Origin of the sequence: Anaerostipes rhamnosivorans (assembly GCF_005280655.1) — a bacterium.
GTDB lineage: Bacteria > Bacillota > Clostridia > Lachnospirales > Lachnospiraceae > Anaerostipes > Anaerostipes rhamnosivorans.
The window spans coordinates 3,499,595-3,519,994 of the sequence record NZ_CP040058.1 but is presented as its reverse complement, the minus strand read 5'-3'; the positions used below and the strand labels follow the sequence as shown (position 1 = coordinate 3,519,994).

The window sequence follows — 20,400 nt, the reverse complement described above, 5'->3', positions numbered from 1 at the left end:
GACTTGTCTGGTATGAAATGATAAGATGGAGACATTCACACACAATATAGTACAAGTAATTGATTTACAACACTAGATATTGTGTTTTTTATTCCATTGGAATGTTTAACGAACAAAATGCGCAAAGAAGGTATTTGGCTTTGTCAAACCGCCTATGGCGCATAAAGTGGATAAGCCTCTCAAAGGGTGAGAGGACCATTAAAGAAAGTGGGATTTCCCACTTCGTTTTGAAAATAATAGCAATGAGCCCCTGCCTGCGGTGTCTCCTGCGTCATGCAGGATATACCGCAGGCAGGACAATGCTTTGGGAACAGTCAGGGAGGAGCAGGTATGTTACGGGTAGTTAAAAAAGACGGAACAAAAGAAGAATTCAATATACAAAAAGTGGTCACTGCGGTGAATAAATCAGCCTACCGCGCACTTGTTAAGTTTACGGATGAGGAACTTGAGGAGATTTGTAGGTTTGTCAAGGTAAGGGTGGATGAACTTGGAAAATCAGAAGTACATATCACAGAGATGCACAATGTAGTGGAGGGAGCTCTTGAGAGAGTGAATCCAGATGTGGCCAAAAGCTACCGGGACTACCGCAACTATAAGCAGGATTTTGTGGAGATGTTAGATGACGTCTACAAAAAGAGCCAGTCCATCATGTACATCGGAGACAAAGAAAACAGCAACACGGACAGTGCCCTGGTATCCACCAAAAGGAGTCTGATCTTTAATGAACTGAATAAATCCTTGTACCAAAAGTTCTTTTTGACCACGGAAGAGATTCAGGCCTGCCGGGACGGCTATATCTATATTCATGATATGTCGGCCAGGAGAGATACGATGAACTGCTGTCTGTTTGACGTGGAGGCCGTGTTAAAAGGCGGTTTTGAGATGGGCAATCTATGGTACAATGAACCTAAGACACTGGATGTAGCGTTTGATGTCATCGGAGATATCGTTTTGAGCGCCGCAAGCCAGCAGTACGGTGGGTTTACCGTGCCGAATATTGAACTGATCCTGGAACCATACGCTGAAAAGTCCTATGAAAAAGGGATCCAAAAGTATGAATCACTGGGGCTTTCCCGGGAAAGGGCGGAAGAGGAGTCTTTAAAGGACGTGCAGAAAGAGTTCTGCCAGGGATTCCAGGGGCTGGAGTATAAGTTTAACAGTGTGTCTTCCAGCCGGGGAGACTATCCGTTCATCACAGTGTCCGCAGGAACCGGGACCGGACGTTTCGCAAAGATGGCATCTATCACCATGCTGGATGTCAGAAGAAAAGGCCAGGGCAAAAAGGGACATAAAAAACCGGTGCTGTTTCCGAAGATTGTGTTTCTTTATGACGAGAAGCTGCACGGACCGGGCGGAGAACTGGAGGATGTGTTCGAGGCGGGTATCCGCTGTTCCAGCAAGACCATGTATCCGGACTGGCTGAGTCTTACAGGCGAGGGTTATGTACCTGATATGTACAAAAGATATGGAAAGATTGTCAGTCCTATGGGATGCAGGGCATTTTTATCTCCTTGGTACGAAAAGGGAGGAGCGAAACCTTTGGACGAGACGGACGAGCCTGTCTTTGTGGGGAGGTTTAATATTGGAGCTGTGAGCCTGCATCTGCCGATGATCTATGCAAAGGCAAAGCAGGAGAGCAAGGACTTTTACCAGGTATTGGACTATTACCTGAATCTGATCCGTGAACTCCATATAAGGACTTACGATTATCTGGGAGAGATGAAGGCATCCACCAATCCTCTGGCGTACTGTGAAGGAGGATTTTTAGGGGGGCATCTGGGACTCCACGACAAGATCAAGCCGTTGCTTGAATCTGCCACGGCATCCTTTGGCATCACAGCCCTCAACGAATTGCAGCAGCTCCACAACAAAAAGTCTATTGCGGAGGACGGGGAGTTTGCCCTGGAGGTTCTTAATTATATCAATGATCAGGTAGCAGAATTTAAAGAAGCGGACGGACATCTGTATGCTATCTACGGTACACCGGCGGAGAACCTGTGCGGACTGCAGGTAAAACAGTTTAGGAAAAAATATGGAGTTATTGAGAATGTATCGGACAAGGAGTATGTGAGCAATTCCTTCCACTGCCATGTATCAGAAGAGCTGACACCTATCGAAAAACAGAATCTTGAAGGACGTTTCTGGGAGAAATGTAACGGCGGAAAGATCCAATACGTGAAGTATCCAGTCAGCTACAACAAAGATGCTATTAAAACACTGGTAAGGCGTGCCATGGACCTGGGGTACTACGAAGGAGTTAATCTTTCTCTGTCATACTGTGATGAATGTGGCCATGAAGAACTGGAGATGGAAGTATGCCCGGTCTGCGGAAGCAAGAACCTGACCAAGATCGATCGGATGAACGGCTACCTTTCTTATTCCAGAGTAAAGGGAGATACAAGACTGAATGATGCCAAGATGGCGGAGATCGCTGACAGGGTATCTATGTAGAAAGGATGGCTGCTATGGTTTATGTTGGAAGCATACTTTTGATCATAGGAATAGGGATCTTATTTCGGCCGGCTGCAAAGCAGTTTCTGAAGAGGCGCCAGTATTCTGTCACTGTAAAAGCGGTATGCTCCGGCCAGAAGCCATATGTAAATTATCTGAATTTAAAGATGAACAATCCTGTATTTACTTATACATATGAGGGAAAGGAATACAGTTCGGTGCTGTGGCTGTACAGAAATAGAGAAAAAGAAGAGTTTCAAGAGGGTCAGGAGACAGAAGTACTCCTGGATCCATCAAATCCTGAGGACATTTACATACCGCAGCCGCTCATTTCGCTGCTGGGGACAGAACGTCTCCTGCCATTCCTTGTGTTTGCGGCGGCGGGGCTGTGGATGATATTAGCATAGAGAGGGAAGACATGAGGTACCATAACATTACGAAGGACGATATGTTAAATGGAGACGGTCTGAGGGCCGTCCTGTGGGTGGCGGGCTGTACTCATCAGTGCAGAAACTGCCATAATCCAGTGACCTGGGACATCCAGGGAGGCGTGGAGTTTGACCAGGCGGCCAAAGAGGAGCTGTTTGAGGCACTTGACAAGGATTACATCAGCGGGCTCACCCTAAGCGGAGGAGATCCGCTGCACCCAGAGAACCGGGAGACGGTAGAAGAGCTGATCCTTGAATTCAAGGGAAAGTTCCCAGAGAAGACCATATGGATGTATACTGGATTCCAGTGGGAGGATGTCCAAATGCTAAATTCTGTGAAAAATGTGGACGTGCTGGTGGACGGACCGTTCGTGGAGGACTTAAAAGACACAGCTCTTCTTTGGAGGGGCAGTTCAAACCAGAATGTGATCGATGTAAAAAAATCCCTGGAGCAAGGTAAAAAAGTGCTGTACATAAGGTAAAACAAGGCTTGACGGCCGGCCTCTTCCATGCTACAATGTGTAAGCTAGACTTTAGCGTTGGAAGAGGTCTTTTTTTTATGCCTTATTTTAAAAACAATGGAGGTGGAAGTTGTGCGCACAAAAATCACATTAGAATGTACAGAATGTAAGCAGCGTAATTACGATATGATGAAGGATAAGAAAACACATCCGGAACGTATGGAAACAAAAAAATACTGCAAGTTCTGTAAAAAACACACATTACACAAAGAAACTAAGTAATGCACGTTTATTTAAGGAAGTGAGAACATGAAGAATACCAGCAAATCAAGCAAAACCAGCTGGTTCAAAGAATTGAAATCTGAATTCGGAAGAATCATCTGGCCTTCTAAAGAACGCATTGCCAAAGAAACCGGCGTTGTGGTCGTGTGTGCTATTATCATTGGTATTATTATTGCTGTTCTGGATTTGGGACTTCAATATGGAATAAAGATGTTAGTAGGGTAAAGGTAAGGAGAGCATATGACAGAAACAAATTGGTATGTAGTTCATACCTATTCCGGATACGAGAATAAAGTAAAAGCGAATATTGAGAAGACGATCGAGAACCGTAAGCTTCAAGATCAGATCTTAGAAGTCCGGGTGCCTCTTCAGGATGTAACGGAACTGAAGAATGGTGTAAAAAAACAGGTTTCCAAGAAGATGTTCCCAGGATACGTGCTGATCCACATGGTCATGAATGACGACACATGGTATGTTGTCAGGAATACCAGAGGTGTGACAGGCTTTGTAGGCCCTGGATCCAAACCGGTTCCATTGACCCCGGCTGAGATGCGGCCTTTGGGAATCAGTGTCGGCGGTACAAACGAAGAAACGCCTAAGAAGGAAAAAATTGATATTGATGTTGAAGTAGGGGATATCATTGTTGTTACTTCCGGTGCTTGGGAAGGTACGACAAGTGCAGTTACCACGGTGAATGAGCACAAACAGACAGTGACTATCGAGGTAGAAATGTTTGGACGTGCCACATCAGTAGAGATTGATTTCTTAGATATCAAAAAAGCAGAGTAAATAACAAGACCTCTGCACGTAACAAGGTGGGAGGGATATCTCCCGTAATTACCACAATCATCAGGAGGTTAACGATTATGGCAAAGAAAGTAGAAGGATATATTAAACTTCAGATTCCGGCAGGAAAGGCAACACCAGCACCGCCAGTAGGACCGGCACTTGGTCAGCACGGTGTAAATATCGTACAGTTCACAAAGGAATTTAATGCAAGGACAGCAGATCAGGGAGACCTGTTAATTCCTGTTGTGATCACAGTATACCAGGACAGAAGTTTCAGTTTTGTGACAAAGACTCCTCCGGCAGCGGTTTTATTAAAGAAAGCCTGCAAGATCCAGTCAGGATCCGGAGAGCCGAACAGAAAGAAAGTCGCAACAGTATCCAAAGCAGATTTACAGCAGATTGCTGAGACCAAGATGAAAGATTTAAATGCTGCATCTGTCGAAGCTGCAATGAGCATGATTGCAGGAACAGCAAGAAGCATGGGAATCGAAGTGGAAGAATAGGCATTGAACACTTAATGAGGGCAAGCCAGCGCAGGCCGAGTTTAGTGTGAAAGCCGTTACCGAGACTCAGTGAAGGCGAGTCGAAGACGAAGCCTGAACGCTTAGTCGAGTGTAACTTCCTAAATATAATATTTAGAAAGTGGGAGGGTTGCTCCCGATATGACCACAGGAGGTATTTTTAGAATGAAAAAAGGAAAAAGATATGCAGAAGCTGCCAAATTAGTAGACAGAACAAAGCTCTACGATGTACAGGAAGCAGTATCTGTAGTGAAACAGGCAGCAAATGCCAAATTTGATGAGACAATCGAAGCACATCTCCGTCTTGGTGTAGACGGACGTCAGGCTGACCAGCAGATCCGTGGAGCAGTTGTACTGCCTCATGGTACTGGTAAAAAAGTTCGTGTCCTTGTATTTGCAAAAGATGCAAAAGCAGAAGAAGCAAAGGCAGCAGGGGCAGAATTTGTCGGAGCAGAAGAACTGATCCCGAAGATCCAGAAAGAAAACTGGTTTGACTTTGATGTTGTTGTTGCAACACCGGATATGATGGGTATTGTAGGACGTTTAGGACGTGACCTTGGACCGAAAGGTTTAATGCCAAACCCGAAAGCCGGAACAGTAACTATGGATGTGACAAAAGCAATCGAAGATATCAAAGCTGGTAAGATCGAATACAGACTGGACAAGAACAACATTATTCATGTACCAGTAGGTAAAGCTTCTTTTACAGAAGAACAGTTAGCGGACAACTTCCAGACGTTAATAGATGCTATTATCAAAGCAAAACCGTCAGCAGCAAAAGGTCAGTATTTCAAGAATGTGACAATCACATCTACAATGGGACCTGGAGTTAAGATTGACACAGGCAAGTTTGCTTAAATAGAATAGTTAAAGTTATGACAAACCCCTCTAAATTGATAGAGGGGTTTTTGAATGTAATAAATTGTGTGCCATGCGTGCAAAAAGAGAGGAAGAAATGAAAGATTTAACAGTAGGGACTCCTTTTGAGGTCATCGGAAAATTTGCACTCCCAATGATCCTGAGTATGATATTCCAGCAGGTCTACAGTGTTGTGGACAGCATTGTGGCCGGCCGGTTTATCGGAGTAGGTGCACTGGGAGCTGTGGGTGCTTCCCAGCCGATCACGGTTATTTTTATTGCTGTGGCCGTGGGAACAGGCATGGGAGTCAACGTTGTGATATCTGGCTTTTTCGGAGCCAAAAAATATAAAAGAGTAAAAAGCTGTATTTCTACGGCAGTCATTACAATTGTGATCATGAGTGTTATTCTGACAGTGCTGGGGCTGGCAGGATGCAGATGGATGATGAGTGCCATGTCCACCCCATCTGATATATTTGAGGATTCGGCTCTGTATTTGAGGATTTATATCATGGGCATCTTGTTCCTGATGCTTTATAACGGTGCAAATGCCATTTTTACTGCGCTGGGTGATTCTATCACACCGCTGATCTTTCTGATCTTTTCTTCGGTGCTGAACATCATCCTGGATGTGTTGTTTGTCACCACGTTTTCTATGGGTGTCGCAGGGGTTGCCTGGGCGACCTTTATTGCCCAGGGAATCGCTTCCGTCCTGGCGGTGGTGACCGTATTCCGAAAGAATGCCAAGATCCAGGTGCCAAGCTACCAGAAGTTCAGCCCTCTGTTGCTGAGGAAAATGACATGGATCGCGGTACCGAGTATCATGCAGCAGTCCTTTGTATCCGTTGGACAGCTGTTCGTACAAGGGCGGATCAATAGTTTTGGTTCAGTGGTGGTAGCAGGTTATTCAGGGGGATTTAAAATACAGATCTTCATCCTGTCAGTGCTTGGAACCATCGGAAACGCGGTGTCCAGCTTTACGGCCCAGAATGCGGGAGCCGGAAAGTGGCAGCGGACGAAGGAGGGAACGGCAGCGGGCCTTAAGATCATTGTAGCTATGGCAGCGGTCTTCTCTGCGGCATGTCTGATCTTCAGCCGCCAGGCTATGGGGCTGTTTCTTGAAGGGAGCTCTGCGCAGGCTGTAAAGAGCATGGGAGCAGGTATCTCTTTTCTGAGGATCAATGCCCCGTTCTATGCATTGGTCAGTGTAAAGTTTGTGTTTGACGGCATGCTCCGGGGAATGAGTGAGATGAAAGGTTTTATGGCATCTACATTTGCCGATTTGATCGCCAGGGTCTCTCTGTCTTACATACTGTCTGTCCCGTTCGGGGCCACAGGGATCTGGGCAGCCTGGCCTATCGGCTGGGTCATAGGGACTAGTGTGTCTGTCTGGTTCGGAAGAAGGGCACAGAAAAAATATAGATAGATAAAAAAGACCGGGAAGTTCAGTTTCCCGGTCTTTTACTGTCTTTCCAGAGAAAGAATCTGCTTTTGGATATATTTTAGTGTTTCTGAAGCGGAATATACCTCTTCGCTCTCAATGACGTGTTTGAAAAAGTCTCTGATAGAAACAGCAAGACTATGTTCTTCTAACAAAAATGGTTTAGCGGTCCGAAACACAAGAGCGTTGGAACAAGTATCTGAAAAAAGCCTGAAATTACTGCTGAGGGTGATACAGTTTGGTTTCAGCAGCAGGGGAGTCTGATGACGAAGCTCCTGCTTGGAACAAAACTGTTTCAGGGCATAAATCGTATCCCCTGTTCTTAGAGGATTAAATAAATCTTTTGAAAGCCCGGGCAGATAACCGCTCTGAAGGAATTCCTCAAACCCCTCTTCTGTAAAGAAACAAAGGAATTTAGAGGAGGCCTGCATGATCTTTCTTATCCCTTGTGCGTATCTTAGCACAGCTTCCGTGGTGGATTCAAAATCGTAGATGTCTTTCCTAACCATTTCCTTCAAAGCTCTCTCAGAATAAAAAGGCAAAAGAAAGGGAACGGCTGACAGAACTGCTAAATCAGGCGTCTCACTGGAAGTATATTCTACCGGGTTCTTGGGGAGAAAAGAACAATCCTTGTCCCTGCATATGAGATTATCCGTACAAGATAACATTTGCTGAAAAATCGAAGTATACAGTGCCTGCCGATTGGCATCTGATGATATATCAGCAAGGGTGTAATCAGCGGACAGAGATACGGTATAGCTGCTGGTTAAAACGAAAAATGGCATTACATTCATATGGTTAATATGAGCAGGAACATCATCATAATAATACTTGGCACAGTATGAATCGGAATATGACAGCAGCGGATACATGGACCGGAGGCTCTCCACATTATACACTAGCTTATCAGCTTCAGAACCGGTCTGAAGACAGATGATCTGTGTAATCTCCATTTGAGGGCAGCTCAGGCTGACAGAGACAAGAACATCCATTAAAAACTGATAGTCGGGCTGGGCAACAATCCGGATAAAACCGTTTTCTTTGGATGTCTCCGATTCTAACACCGCCTTCACAATATGATTGACATCTGTTTTCCCATAATAGACAGAATTGGTGAGAGGACTATGTTGAAACTTGCAGATGGCATAATCACCGTTGAAACCGGAGATTGATGACAGAAACTTTTTCACTGCCTGATATTGAAGAAATTGATCCTCTCCAATCAAGGAAATCTTATAAGCATCCCATAAATCTTCTTTCTCAGAAGGAGACAGCCGAAGTGCGTTGATGAGAGAAACCAGATGTTCCTTCTTTCTGGGGAGACGTTCCCCTTTTTTTATTTTTGATATATAACTGACGTCAAAATTGCTGACTGAGGATAAGTAAAGCAGTGTCAATCTGGATTTCTTGATATAGTAAGAAAGTTTCTCGGAAAATAATGACATTGCCTTCCTCCTTTTCTTTAGATTTCTTTTGTGCAGTAATCATTATATATAGAAAAATAGATGTTTCCAATTCAATGGTAGAAAATACATGTTGATTTTTATAAAAAAATGTGTCAAAGAAGTTGGACATAAAACGTCCTTTTACTAAAATTATACAAGGTTTTTGGCTGAAAATAGCTGCCAAATAGTACCATTACGACCTGGTTTATCATGACATTGTAACGTTTATCCAGGCCAAATCAGGGACCAATACTAAATGTGATATAATGGAAAAGAGAGAATACAGGCTGTGGACTTATATTTCCCGGGGAAACCCGGCGCAACGAAAAGGAGGACTGGATATGATCTCAGTTGGTAATCAGGCAGAAGAACTGACCAGACAAGTGATGGAGGCTTTCTATCATCAGGATCCGGAAAAGATCATTAAAAAACTTCACTCAGATGTGACATGGATCGGCGCGGCGGACGGACAGTACATCAACGGACGGAAAAATGTTTCCGAGTACATCAGGAAGATTGATGTGCCCATATGTGAGATTCTTGAGAATGAATTTCAAACCGTAATCAATAGCGACAATCTGTATATCGTGACAGGGTGGATGAAGGTTGCCACCTCGCGGGAGAGCGACGAGATACTCAGCGCCGTGCAGCGTATCACTTTTATATGGAAGACAGAGGATAGGCAGTCTTGGCTGTTGCATTTTCATGTCTCGAATCCGATTGAGTTTCAGAAAATAGACGAATACTTTCCGCATTCAGCAGGAAAAGAAACATTCCAATATGTAAAAAGGCTGCTCAGACAAAAGCGGCGGCGTCTCATCGTCTGCGGGAAAAACGATCAGACTCATGTGATATGGAATAAAGAAATTGTATATATAGAGGCAGAAAATACGGACAGTGTGATCCATTGTCTGCACAGGGATATTTTGTCCAGGGAGTCGATCTCCAAGCTGGAGGAAAAGTTAGGTGAAGGGTTTATAAAGTTTCACAGGAGTTTTATTGTGAATTCCAGATATATCATAAGCATCAGAAGGTACCATCTTGTCATATATCAAGGGATTGAGCTTCCTATTCCGGAGAAAAAATATAGGGAGATCAAAGAAAAAGTCCTAAGGGCAGTTACCCAGAGACAGAATGGAAATCTTATCTGACATCAGTCATTCACTTATCCTGATCGGTTATTGACAGAAAATGATTGAAAAAATTCGAAGGCCCCGATATAGTAAAACACAAGCATTGTAAAAAACTGCAGGGTCTTCGTAAAAATACATGACATCAGGAGTTTAAACAGGCACAAATACATAAATTCATTTTTAGAAGATCCTTCAATGATTGAGGGATCTTTTTGTTTATTTGAAGCTGATGGCGCAATCTTGCAGGCGGAGGTGACGGCGTGGCAGAGGAAGCAAAGCTTCAGGCAGCACTTCAAACGAGGGTACAGATCGCCGGGGAACCTTTCCGGGCGTCCATTGTCTATGGGGAAGATGGGCTTTGTCTTGGAGCTGGCTGGGAGAATAAAAAGTATCACAAGCTGAGTCTTTCGGATATGGTAAAAAGCCTGTCTGTGAGTCTGCCGGAATTTCTTAACTGGGAGCTGGAACTTGGGCGGGCTGGTGTGATGTATAAAGCCGGGCCTAAGCAGATCTTCATGGAGATCAGTACCACAGAGAATCAAAGGCTTGTGTTTGCCGCAAAAATGAAGGAAGAAATTTATAGTCTTAGATTATATCCCGAAATTTCCTGTAAGCTTCATGATCTGCCAGTGATGGGCAAATATTTAGGAGAGCAGGACACTATCAAGGTCCATTATATGCAGGCTTCCTATCAAAAACAGGGAGGGCTGCAGGGACAGTGCCTCATAGAAGCCAGATTTTCGGGAATTGCATATAAGTTTGGAGACGAGGAGGTAAAACCTCCCGAACAGGCCATTGAGGAACCAAAGCCGCCGGTTCCTTCCAAAGAAGAAAAAAGCAGTATCCACTGGATGGAACTAAACAAAAAAATCGGTCCCTGTTTTGTAAAACGAGTGGGAGGGGTATTTAAAGATGGAGCCATTCAAGTTTGTCTGGACGCAGGGATCACCCTCTCTGTTCTGACACTTACCTTCATGGAACTCTCTCTTGCCATCAAGCCGGGTCCGAAATTTGAGTTCCGATTTGGGTTAAAGGGAATGGCAGTGACCGTTAAAAAATCTCCGCTGATGATCTCCGGTGGATTGTATGTGGCAAAGCCGGGGCGGCTCTATAACGGAGAACTTACGGTAGCATTTGAGAAGTTTTCTTTTCTAGCTCTGGGTTCCTACGGGTTGACGGAAAAAACGGACAAGCCCTCCTTTTTTGTCTATCTGATGCTTGACTATGCGTTTGGGGGACCGCCGTGTTTTTATATCACGGGTCTCTGTGCAGGATTCGGACTGAACCGCAGGATCAGGATACCGGAGCTTTCCGGGGTGAGGGAGTTTCCTTTTGTGGCGGCTGCAAGAGGAACCAGCAAGACCTTAAAGCCGGGGACAGGAGCGGCGGATGCGCTTACGACCCTGAGTGACCATATAGAACCGTGTGAAGGTATGAATTTTCTCACAGCAGGAATTAAGTTTACTTCCTTTGGCATGGTGGAATCCGTGGTTATCGTCAACGTTGAATTCGGAACAAAATTTGAGATTTCCCTGCTGGGCACATCCGAGATTTCACTGCCGCCCAAAAGCGCGGATCCGGTCGTCTATGGGTGCCTGAATCTACGGGCAGTGTTCTCGCCGGACGATGGGATTCTGTTGATTGAGGGGGCTATGTCAAATGATTCCTATCTGTTTTCAAAGGACGCCAGGCTCACAGGGGGATTTGCCTTTTACTCCTGGTTCAAGGGAATGTATGCAGGAGATTTTGTACTGTCTGTAGGAGGGTATCATCCTTCTTTCAACAGAGGACATTATCCCGCCGTGGACAGGGTGGGATTAAACTGGAAGATCAGCGAGCACCTGGAACTCATCGGGGAAGCTTACTTTGCCCTGACGCCAAACTGCCTGATGGCAGGGGGAAAGCTGGAACTCAACTATCACATAGGGAAATTGAAAGCGTGGTGCCACGCCTTCGCTGACTTTTTAATCCAGTGGAAACCGTTTCACTATGATATTTCTATTGGGGTGAGCGTGGGAGCTTCTTACCGTTTGGATCTTTGGTTTATCCACAAGACTTTTAAGATTGAACTGGGAGCCGATCTGCATTTATGGGGGCCGGAATTTTCAGGGACAGCACATATTAAATGGTTTATTATTTCCTTTACGATTCACTTTAACCAGGGCAGCCAGAATGAGCCGCCCAAGCTTGACTGGAAAACGTTCCGTCAGGAGTTCCTTCCGGATTTCGACGGCGGCATTACAGGGGACCTCTCAGCTTCTGATGTAAATGAAAAGAACGGAAAAGCCGTGAAGCTTGCCAGGCTGAATGCTGCGGCTGGTTATCTCGGTAAAAAACAAATAGGAGGGAGGGCCTGTCACTATATCAGTGCCAGGCAGTTTCAGTTAGAGATTGAGACGGCTGTTCCCGTAAATAAGGTACAGATGAATGGAGGTGTAAAGGAACATAAGGATCTGGGGCTGGGAGTTTACCCGATGGGGCTTTCAAGTCTTGATGCACTGCTGGAGATTCATTTTTACCGATACCAGTCTGACGGAAGCAAAAAAGAATGTGAGATAAAGGAAACACCTCTCTATAAAAATGTTCCAAGGGCATTATGGAATCCTGAAAAACCTGACATGAACCAAGATATGATAAGAGATGCATGTATGGGAATATCCGTCTGCGGGGGAGATAAGACAGGACATTGTATACCACCGGATTTGGGAGGAAAACAAAGGTGGTACCGTTTGTCTCAGCTTTTGGAAAATGAAAGGTATGAGTGCCCTGTCCACTATGTATGGGAACCTGTAAATTCTATCGGAGAAAAAGACTTTGAAGGTGATGATATGGCGGAAACGATGGTCAGAAATCATAAGAGGAAAACCTGGCTTTTGGAATTGAGTGAATATGGGGTGAGGACAGAAGGCCAGATACAGACGGAGCATTTTGCAGAACACTTACAAGAGCTTCTTTTGGCGCCTGTGGAGAAAAGAAAAACAGGCTGCAGGGAACACAAGAAAGAAGGAGGCCGGCTATGGACGTGAACATGAGATTTGCAGACAATGACCTGCCCGAGCTTACCAGTGGATTTTATGAACTGGATATAGAATTAAATACAAAAATCATGGAAAACGGCAGTGAGAAGAAAAGCAGAGAGACGTTATATCTGACTGCCACGGGCAAACGATTTTGTATGGACCCAGGGGAGGTGTATTCTGTCCATCCGGCTGCGGGAAGTGAAGGAGAATTCTTAAACTGCCTTCCCCACATTGTCTTTAACCGGGGAACACTGCCGTGGGAATATGCATGCAATGATGGAAGTCCGGGGCTGGCGCTTTTTCTCTGTACAGAGAATGAGGGTGTGTCAAAACGGACGATGAAAGTATCAGAAATATGCAGTTCAAAAGATTCTGAAACGTTTGTTTCCGGGGAACTTGGTCTACAGCCCAGTGACTCGGAATCCGGGGATGAAACCTGTGAGGTTGTGGATATCCCACGGGATTTACACCTTAAGCTGTGCACAGATTCAGAAGAGAGAAAACTCCTTACCCATGTAAGGCAGGTAAAGTTAGACGATAAGGTCACAGATCCTCTGGTCAAAGACGGAACGTTTTCCTGTCTTGTATCCAACCGGTACCCGAAAGAGCCAGAGGAAAAAGCGGAAAAGATAACTCATACGGCATATGTGGTCTCCCTCAGAGAATACGAAGGCCTCGCAATCCCGGAACATGCAAAGTTTGTCCGTTTGATTTGTCTGTATACCTGGGAGTTTTCAGTGACAAAAAAGCCATATGATTTCAGAGCAGCCATCAAAAAGCTGGTGCCAGGTGTCTTGAAAAAAGAGGTGAATGCAAAAGGAAAGCCGGAAGAACTTGCGGACATCTTAAGACGGGGTTATTGTCCTTTGAATCACGATCTGAGAGACGGCAGCAAAACGGTCTCCTGGTACCGCGGGCCGTGGATCCCCTACGGAGAACTGCAGATGAAGCCAAGATACCGGATCTTTTCGGATGAGTTTTACTTTTATGATCCGGACTGCGGAATGATGGATGTAAGTTATGCCTGCGCCTGGCAGTTAGGACGAATGGTTTCTATGAATCATTTGTCTGTGTGCCGGGATCTGGTCTCGTGGAGGCTTAACAACTGTACTGAGGCGGCCAGGAATTTACAGCAGGAGCAGCTTCTTGAGCGGATTCCGGCCGAGGGGAAGGATGTAAGGGAACAGCTTGAAAATGCATGTATCCAGGCAGCGATGGAGCTTAAGCCGGAGGAAGGGGATGAGAATGATGGAAAGGTGGATCCGGGAAAACAATGACCGTTCAGATTACTTTGAAGCACTGACTACAGGAACATTTCCGGAAACCGTGCTGGAACTGCTGAAAGAAGCCAGTTTATTTTATCATGTACCTGCAGCTTATCTGTTCCCGGTTCCGGATATGCAGAAACCGGACAGTCTGAATTTTTTTCAGGTGGACCACAACTGGGTGCTGGCCCTGCTGGACGGCATCTGCAGTGTGGGAAGGAATGCCTCCATTGACTATTCCCACGACACAGAAATGATCGTGGAAATCTACCGCCGGGCTTTAAAAGAAAATGGACAGGTGCGCCTTGGCCTCCAGGGAAAAGAGGTTTCAGATACCGGCGGGGAAATACCGGAAGTGATCAGCGGATTTTTGCTGAACTCTGTGCTGGTGGAGAATTTCAGAGGACTTGAATTCCGGGCATATGACGAGAGAGAGGGAGGCAGTCCTCTGGAAGCACTTCGCATTGAAACCCTGGGCCGACACCTTCTTTTGGGAATTTTTAAAGGGGAGATTAAACGGCTTGAAATTGCTCAGCCGCCAGAGGGGCTTCACTTTGGCTTTTTGACGGAGGGAGGTGTCCTCAAAAAATCAGTCCGGGATATGAATGAGGGCAGGCTTATAAAAAAACAGGCAGACCTTGTCTGGAAATCAAAAGAAGACAGAGTGATTGATGTAAAAGCCTCAGCCGCGAATTTAAAGAAGACGGCGGAACTTCCACAGATGACATCGGCAGAATTTGCACTGGAGATGATTCAGAACGCACAGACCGGAGTCTTCCGGATGGGAGAATCAAAAGCGGTGGAAGGGGGCCTGTAAGTGAGAATTTCAGATGATCTTAGCGAGATCCGGCTGTTTCCGATCCATGTGGAAGCTGCTCTATTTGGCACAAAAAAAGCTGTTCCCATGGCAAATATCAATGAAAACTATAACACTCTGAGGTCCATGCCTGCGGGAAACGGCCTGGAGAGCCAGCCCTTTACCGGCATGAAAAGCCAGGAAGTTCCGGGGGTCCATCTGCATTTTATTCTTCCTGAGGAGTTTACCCATGGAAGCCAGCGGGAAGAAGGGGGGGAGATAGTTTATCCGGACTTTCCGAACCGGTGGACGGTGACCAGGATCTCTGTATTGGAAAGAGAAGGGAGCGAACCGGTTCTTACAAGAAGAAACTGGATCTTAGAGAGCGACTTTCTTTCCATGTCTCCGATGAATGGATCCCAATATTCCGCTGTCGCTTATGATGACCCAAAGATTCCATACCGCTTTTTAGGAAGAGTGAGAGAGTACGACGGGGTGATCTCATCCCCGGGAGAACATTTTCCACATTTGTCGGCAGTCAGTACAGGGAAACCTTATTTCACAGGATATTATCCAGAGTGTAAGAATGTCCTTGGCTGTTATGACGATCTCTCGGACATTGAAATCAGAGAAGGCACAAAGGATTTTGCCAGACTCACCTACATAGTCTCCGGATGGTTGGAAAATGAGAATCCCGCAGACCATACGGTGTGCCATGGGATCGTCACGCAAATCAGATGGACGGGGATTCATGGCCAATATGAAACAGGAATACCGAGCGGTACCAATATGCCAAATGCAGCGGTGGGAAATTCTCTGGAGGAAGCGGCGGCAGCGCTCTGTGGTTATTATCTGAAACAGCCGGAGATGGAAAAGGTACTGGAGCATTTGTTTTTTGGCACTCTGTCTGAATGGGAAAAGCTGGACGGTGCTCTGGAGGGAGAAAAGAAGATCAAACAGTTCCAGTTCCGGCCGGTGTCCTCTCCAAAAGGAGTAAAGATCCAGGCAAAAGAGGATGCATTTTTACGGGAGCGGCAGGTGCTGATGGAGGAGATCTCAGAGTGTAGACAACGTCAGCAGGAATATGAGGAGCAAAGAAAGGAAAAGTGCAGGGAAGTCTATCTGCTTTGGCGCAAATATGCCATGAGCCGTGATTTTCTTGAGAGTGCAAAAAAAGGGATCTTTGTCAGAATCGAAAAAATCGAAGTTTTAAAGATAGAAAGACAGAAAGAAGCCGGCCGGGAACAAGAGATGACGAGAAGACTTGAGAGTCTGTTAAAGAAGGACGAATCTCTGCTTGAGACAGCCGGAGAAAGGTATTGGCAGCCGAAAGATCTGACATTTCTCCTGGAGGGAGCCGATCAGAGCAGCATTTACAAGCGCCTGGAAAACTATAAAGTAGATGGAAAGATTCCGGAACGGACCAGAAAACAGATCATCCGACAGGCGCAGATGAAGATTCCAGGGGTTACGGAGGAAGAAGAGATTCGGATTTCAGGAAAAGAGCTTCTGACCGGGACCACACAGTTTAAAGAACAGGTCTTGGAAGAACTTGTGGAGGAAGGTATGCTGATTGCTGAAGGGTGTAGATTCTATACGGCTCATTCTCTGCTTTGCCATTATGGAAAGAAAGAAGACGCAAGAATATTATCCCATGTGGTTGTGGAGATGGAGAAATGCCTTTCCTGCGAAGAAAATTTAAAAGGCGGCAGGATGCCGAGTCCTATAGGAAATTATGTCTGGGAGCCTTCCTGGAATCCGCTGATTCTTGAGTGGAGTATGAAATATTATCCTGACCCGGACATAAAGACGGGAAATACTTCTATGAAAAACTGGAGCCTTCGGGAACTGGACTATGATTATACAGGTCCGGAGATAGGACATGATTTTTTTGAAGTTGTGATGGGAAGAAGTATTTTATCGCCTTATGGGCCTGATTACTTATCCAAAATGTTTGGGCGGTTTCTGTCTGATGAAAAGTATGAGGATATCGCCGGAAAACTTGCCGGAATGAACATTTTGTCCCAGACCCTGGAGGGTTTTCATGACAAGCTGATTACAAGGCGGGACAGCACGGTCGTGGCTCCGTGGATGAATAAAAACCTGGACCCGGAACTCACTGCCATTGCAGCCTGTGTATCGGCGGGACTGGATCTCTATGAGGATATAAACCAGGAAACCATAAATCAGAGAGAACCGGAAGAGGCGTTTTATCCCATCCGGGCAGGATTGGCACAGATCGACCGGGTCCGTGTGGTCGACAGCTTTGGAAGAGTGCTGAAATATGACTTAGGGGACGTGATTGTCCCGGAAAGTCTCCGCATGAAAAAGGAATTGCTTACTTCCAGATTTTTATTGAGACCGAGAATTATAGCACCTATGAGAGTCCAAAGCCGGTGGAATATGGAGGAGTCAGGGATTGAGGACGAGGTGTCTCCGGTTTATGGATGGATATGGGCCAACCTTCTGGAGTCCTGTCTTCATATCTATCATCCCGATGGAACCATGGCCTGCAGCATACAAAATACTGCCAGTATGGACGAAAGCGGCAGATATAAAGTCTCCCTGAGAAATCCTCCCGGTGAGACAAAGAAGGAAGAGGTGCTCCTTCGTCAGATGGGGACAGGCTTGAGGGGTTTTACAAAAGGACTTCTGGATGCCTGCAAAAAGAACCCGGAAACTTTATATGAATTTTTGAAATCTCTGGATGAGAGCATGTGGACCAGCAGGTCAGGAGGGAGCACTGCACAGGAGGAGGTTTTGGCATATCTGGGCAGGCCTCTGGCCCTGGCGGGGATTCAGATAAAATTGGATATGAAAGGGGATGGTCCAAAACCCATGTATTACACGGGCGGCGAAAAAAAGGAATCCCTGTTTCAGCAGCTGGAAGTACCGCTGCGCATCGGAGACAAAGTGTCTCAGACAGACGGAACCGTCGGTTTTTATGTGCATGGAGACGGAGATGGTTACCGGGTATTCCACAGATGTCAGAGGAGATTAAAGAGAGATGCAGACGTGCCGTATATAGATGATAAGACAACTCTGTCTATGAAAACGGCAAAAGAAACGCCGCCAGTTAGTATTACTGTTTTATTTCATCCGGCGGGGAAAATTAGTTTGACTACGGGGCTGCTTCCTGTAAAAGAAATGAAGCTTTTAGATACATGGACAGAAAAAGCCATGAAAAATATGTTTCTTACGTTATATTATGGACCGTTTTTAACCCCAGAAAGCCAGCTTCAAATGTTTCTACCGAAAGCCATGGAAAAGGAATGGAGTTTTCTATCCTTCGAGAGACCTGGAGAAAAAAAGGCGGAAAGGGATATTAAGCCTCCGTGGATGGAGACAGATCAGGAAGAGGAATGGAAACAGATCATGGAAGGCTGGCTTTTACTTGGAGCCGGCACAACAAGAAAGGAGTGACAGAGATTGGACGGGAACTTTACATTTGAAAATGTGGGAGATAAAAAGCTGACGGTTTCTGACAGCCAGGCTTCTGCTGTAAAAAATCAGTTGGAGATGAAGGTAACCTATGATATGGATGAGAAGCCTGACATTGAGGAAATTGAGCTTATATTTCCTGCCGGATCAGAAGAAACAGATTTTGCAGAGCGGCAGAATCTGGATGAAATAGAGTTTAAGGTAGATGACTGGTCAGTAGTGAAACTCTCAAAGGAAAAGTATTTGGATTTAAAAAAGAGAAGAAAAGAAAAATCGGCGGATATAGAACCTCACAGATGGTATATGTACATCGACGAGACGGACAGTGAGAGTTTTTATCACTGTAGGCTGCTGCCATCGATGGTCTGGGAAATGAAAGATCACATTATTGTGGATCTTGATATGGAAAATGTGGTCACAACCGCCAAGGAGGGTGCGTGTACCGTTCAGTTTCTTGTGACAGATTACGATGGGGATGCCAGGAAAGGTGCCCTGGAGATTGTGAAGGAACAGAACCATTCTGTACGAATCCTGGATTTTTATCCGGAATCGGGGTCCGCATGGGAAGGAGAACAGGTGAGACTCAACTGGTTTGCCGAGAATGCGGAAAAGCTGGTGTTATACTCTGACGGAAAAGAAAAGGAACTCAATAAGTCTCAGACCAGTGAAATGGTCATGGTTACAAAGTCTGCAAAATATGTGCTGAAAGCGTTTAACGGGGACCAGCAGGACAGCAGGGAAACAACGATTCAGGTAACCCCGCTGTTTCTTGGGAAGTTCGCAGTCAACTATAAAGATGAAAAGCTTATCTGGGATGTCCACTGCGGAAAAAATATAAAAATAAACAACGTCCCAACTCAATTTGCCAGCGGGTCAGCGGAACTTAAAAATTATACAGAGGGAAAGGCTATTGTTCTGACTGCAGAGGGAAAAAACACTTCGGTGGAAAGTGCGCTGTACTACGGTACCAAAGAGCAAAGCACCGATGTGGTGCATTTTCAGAAAACCATTACATTTTATAAAAACTTTCAGATCCTGGATGTATCCTGGGAACTCTATGAGCTGCAGACAGAAAATGTGGCCAAGTCTGTCCGGATTGTCTATCAGGACCGGGAACGCAATGAGCTTTATGATATTAAAGGAGGTGAAAACCTGGGAACGACGGGGAGCTGGCAGCAGATCCTGACGGGAACAGAGCCGTCAAGAGCAGGAGAAAATATTCTGGTGACCATGTATGTGGAGCCGTTTCGGGACGAAACAGCCAAAGATTATACGATCACCATTTGATGAAAGGGGGATGCCATGGAGATTCAGTCATTTAAAATCAATGGAACGGAGGCCGGGGGTACCTATGAGGCGGCAGCGGGAGAACTTTTAAAGCTTCAATGGGATTGTCCGAACTGTGACTTTTGCCTGATCTATCCTTACAACTGGAAGGTCGGTGGAAAGGGTGAATTGGAAGTATATATTTATGAAACTATGACGCTGATTCTTAGGGCGGTAAAAGACAGAGACAGTGTACAGAAGGAGATTGTAGCAAACGTCAGTGGAGGAGAGGAGTTAAATGGAGTTTTGGTTTCCCCATCTGGAATTGTGTCGCCGGGAACAACAAGTGAATTTACATTTGATCTGACAAAAACCGGGTTTGGATATATGGATCACGGCATTGGAAGGATTGAGGGCAGTAAGTACTGTAAAGTGCTGCGTAATCAATATGGTGTTTACCGATATCATATTTTAACCGGAAGTCAGGAAATACAAGAAAAAGAAAAGTCAGTGAAAGCCGGAACAAGAGATGTACTGGAGCTTCAGAGACTTAAGTATGTGATGATGCAAAACGGGAACGAGTCTCAGTATGAACTTTCCTGGAGAGTTGTAAATAATGACGGTAACGATGTAATCATTGAGGCATCGGATCATCAGGGAGCTTTTGATAAAAGTGCCACCGGACATGCCTCTTTTACAAGGACAGGGGAAGAGATTGTAAGACTTTCTATCCGGTGCAACGCAGGAGACAAAGGGCAGATTGATTTTGCAGACATTTATCCGTTTGAAGTCAAGTGAGGAGG

At 45.5% G+C, this 20,400-nt stretch carries 17 protein-coding genes; 16 read left to right on the top strand and 1 reads right to left on the bottom strand.

Features of this window, described 5'->3' with window-relative positions:
• Positions 1-330: 330 nt before the first annotated feature.
• From nrdD to AR1Y2_RS17270, 9 genes are all read left to right on the top strand, one after another.
• Complete coding sequence (nrdD, locus tag AR1Y2_RS17310; protein ID WP_137330092.1) at positions 331-2,451, top strand: anaerobic ribonucleoside-triphosphate reductase; 2,121 nt, start codon at positions 331-333, stop codon at positions 2,449-2,451.
• Between the two features lie 14 nt (positions 2,452-2,465).
• Complete coding sequence (locus AR1Y2_RS17305; protein WP_137330091.1) at positions 2,466-2,858, top strand: DUF3592 domain-containing protein; 393 nt, start codon at positions 2,466-2,468, stop codon at positions 2,856-2,858.
• Between the two features lie 11 nt (positions 2,859-2,869).
• Positions 2,870-3,361 carry an anaerobic ribonucleoside-triphosphate reductase activating protein gene (nrdG, locus tag AR1Y2_RS17300; protein ID WP_137330090.1) on the top strand — a complete coding sequence of 164 codons (492 nt, stop codon included), beginning with the start codon at positions 2,870-2,872 and terminating at the stop codon, positions 3,359-3,361.
• A gap of 111 nt (positions 3,362-3,472) precedes the next feature.
• Positions 3,473-3,622 (top strand): 50S ribosomal protein L33, encoded by a 150-nt coding sequence (gene rpmG, locus AR1Y2_RS17295; protein WP_137330089.1) that lies wholly within the window; start codon positions 3,473-3,475, stop codon positions 3,620-3,622.
• 27 nt (positions 3,623-3,649) lie between these two features.
• Positions 3,650-3,847 carry a preprotein translocase subunit SecE gene (gene secE / locus AR1Y2_RS17290; RefSeq protein ID WP_006568182.1) on the top strand — a complete coding sequence of 66 codons (198 nt, stop codon included), beginning with the start codon at positions 3,650-3,652 and terminating at the stop codon, positions 3,845-3,847.
• A gap of 15 nt (positions 3,848-3,862) precedes the next feature.
• Complete coding sequence (nusG, locus tag AR1Y2_RS17285; RefSeq protein WP_137330088.1) at positions 3,863-4,411, top strand: transcription termination/antitermination protein NusG; 549 nt, start codon at positions 3,863-3,865, stop codon at positions 4,409-4,411.
• A 77-nt stretch (positions 4,412-4,488) separates the two neighbouring features.
• Positions 4,489-4,914, top strand: a complete 426-nt coding sequence (gene rplK / locus AR1Y2_RS17280) for a 50S ribosomal protein L11 (protein WP_137330087.1) — start codon at positions 4,489-4,491, stop codon at positions 4,912-4,914.
• A gap of 183 nt (positions 4,915-5,097) precedes the next feature.
• Positions 5,098-5,790 (top strand): 50S ribosomal protein L1, encoded by a 693-nt coding sequence (rplA, locus tag AR1Y2_RS17275; protein ID WP_137330086.1) that lies wholly within the window; start codon positions 5,098-5,100, stop codon positions 5,788-5,790.
• A gap of 97 nt (positions 5,791-5,887) precedes the next feature.
• Entirely contained in the window at positions 5,888-7,216 is a 1,329-nt protein-coding gene (locus tag AR1Y2_RS17270) for an MATE family efflux transporter (RefSeq protein ID WP_330576953.1), read from the top strand.
• Positions 7,217-7,251: 35 nt separating this feature from the next.
• Here the strand turns inward: AR1Y2_RS17270 and AR1Y2_RS17265 are convergent, their stop codons facing one another.
• Positions 7,252-8,676 (bottom strand): helix-turn-helix domain-containing protein, encoded by a 1,425-nt coding sequence (locus AR1Y2_RS17265; protein WP_137330084.1) that lies wholly within the window; start codon positions 8,674-8,676, stop codon positions 7,252-7,254.
• Positions 8,677-9,017: 341 nt separating this feature from the next.
• On the opposite strand from AR1Y2_RS17265, the gene AR1Y2_RS17260 reads away from it, so the two are divergent.
• The 7 genes from AR1Y2_RS17260 to AR1Y2_RS17230 all read left to right on the top strand — a co-directional run bounded on the left by AR1Y2_RS17260 (position 9,018) and on the right by AR1Y2_RS17230 (position 20,395).
• Positions 9,018-9,827, top strand: a complete 810-nt coding sequence (locus AR1Y2_RS17260) for a LytTR family DNA-binding domain-containing protein (protein WP_137330083.1) — start codon at positions 9,018-9,020, stop codon at positions 9,825-9,827.
• Positions 9,828-10,069: 242 nt separating this feature from the next.
• Positions 10,070-12,835 (top strand): DUF6603 domain-containing protein, encoded by a 2,766-nt coding sequence (locus AR1Y2_RS17255; RefSeq protein ID WP_137330082.1) that lies wholly within the window; start codon positions 10,070-10,072, stop codon positions 12,833-12,835.
• Positions 12,826-14,106, top strand: coding sequence for a hypothetical protein (locus tag AR1Y2_RS17250; protein WP_137330081.1), 1,281 nt, complete (start codon positions 12,826-12,828; stop codon positions 14,104-14,106). The genes AR1Y2_RS17255 and AR1Y2_RS17250 overlap by 10 nt, the downstream gene beginning before the upstream one ends.
• The gene (locus AR1Y2_RS17245; RefSeq protein WP_243118800.1) at positions 14,069-14,911 is read left to right on the top strand and encodes a hypothetical protein; all 843 of its coding nucleotides are present in this window, start codon (positions 14,069-14,071) and stop codon (positions 14,909-14,911) included. The genes AR1Y2_RS17250 and AR1Y2_RS17245 overlap by 38 nt, the downstream gene beginning before the upstream one ends.
• On the top strand, positions 14,912-18,313 hold the full coding sequence (locus AR1Y2_RS17240; protein WP_137330080.1) for a hypothetical protein: 3,402 nt from the start codon (positions 14,912-14,914) through the stop codon (positions 18,311-18,313).
• A gap of 6 nt (positions 18,314-18,319) precedes the next feature.
• The gene (locus tag AR1Y2_RS17235; RefSeq protein ID WP_137330079.1) at positions 18,320-19,618 is read left to right on the top strand and encodes a hypothetical protein; all 1,299 of its coding nucleotides are present in this window, start codon (positions 18,320-18,322) and stop codon (positions 19,616-19,618) included.
• A gap of 15 nt (positions 19,619-19,633) precedes the next feature.
• Positions 19,634-20,395, top strand: a complete 762-nt coding sequence (locus AR1Y2_RS17230) for a hypothetical protein (protein WP_137330078.1) — start codon at positions 19,634-19,636, stop codon at positions 20,393-20,395.
• Positions 20,396-20,400: the final 5 nt, after the last annotated feature.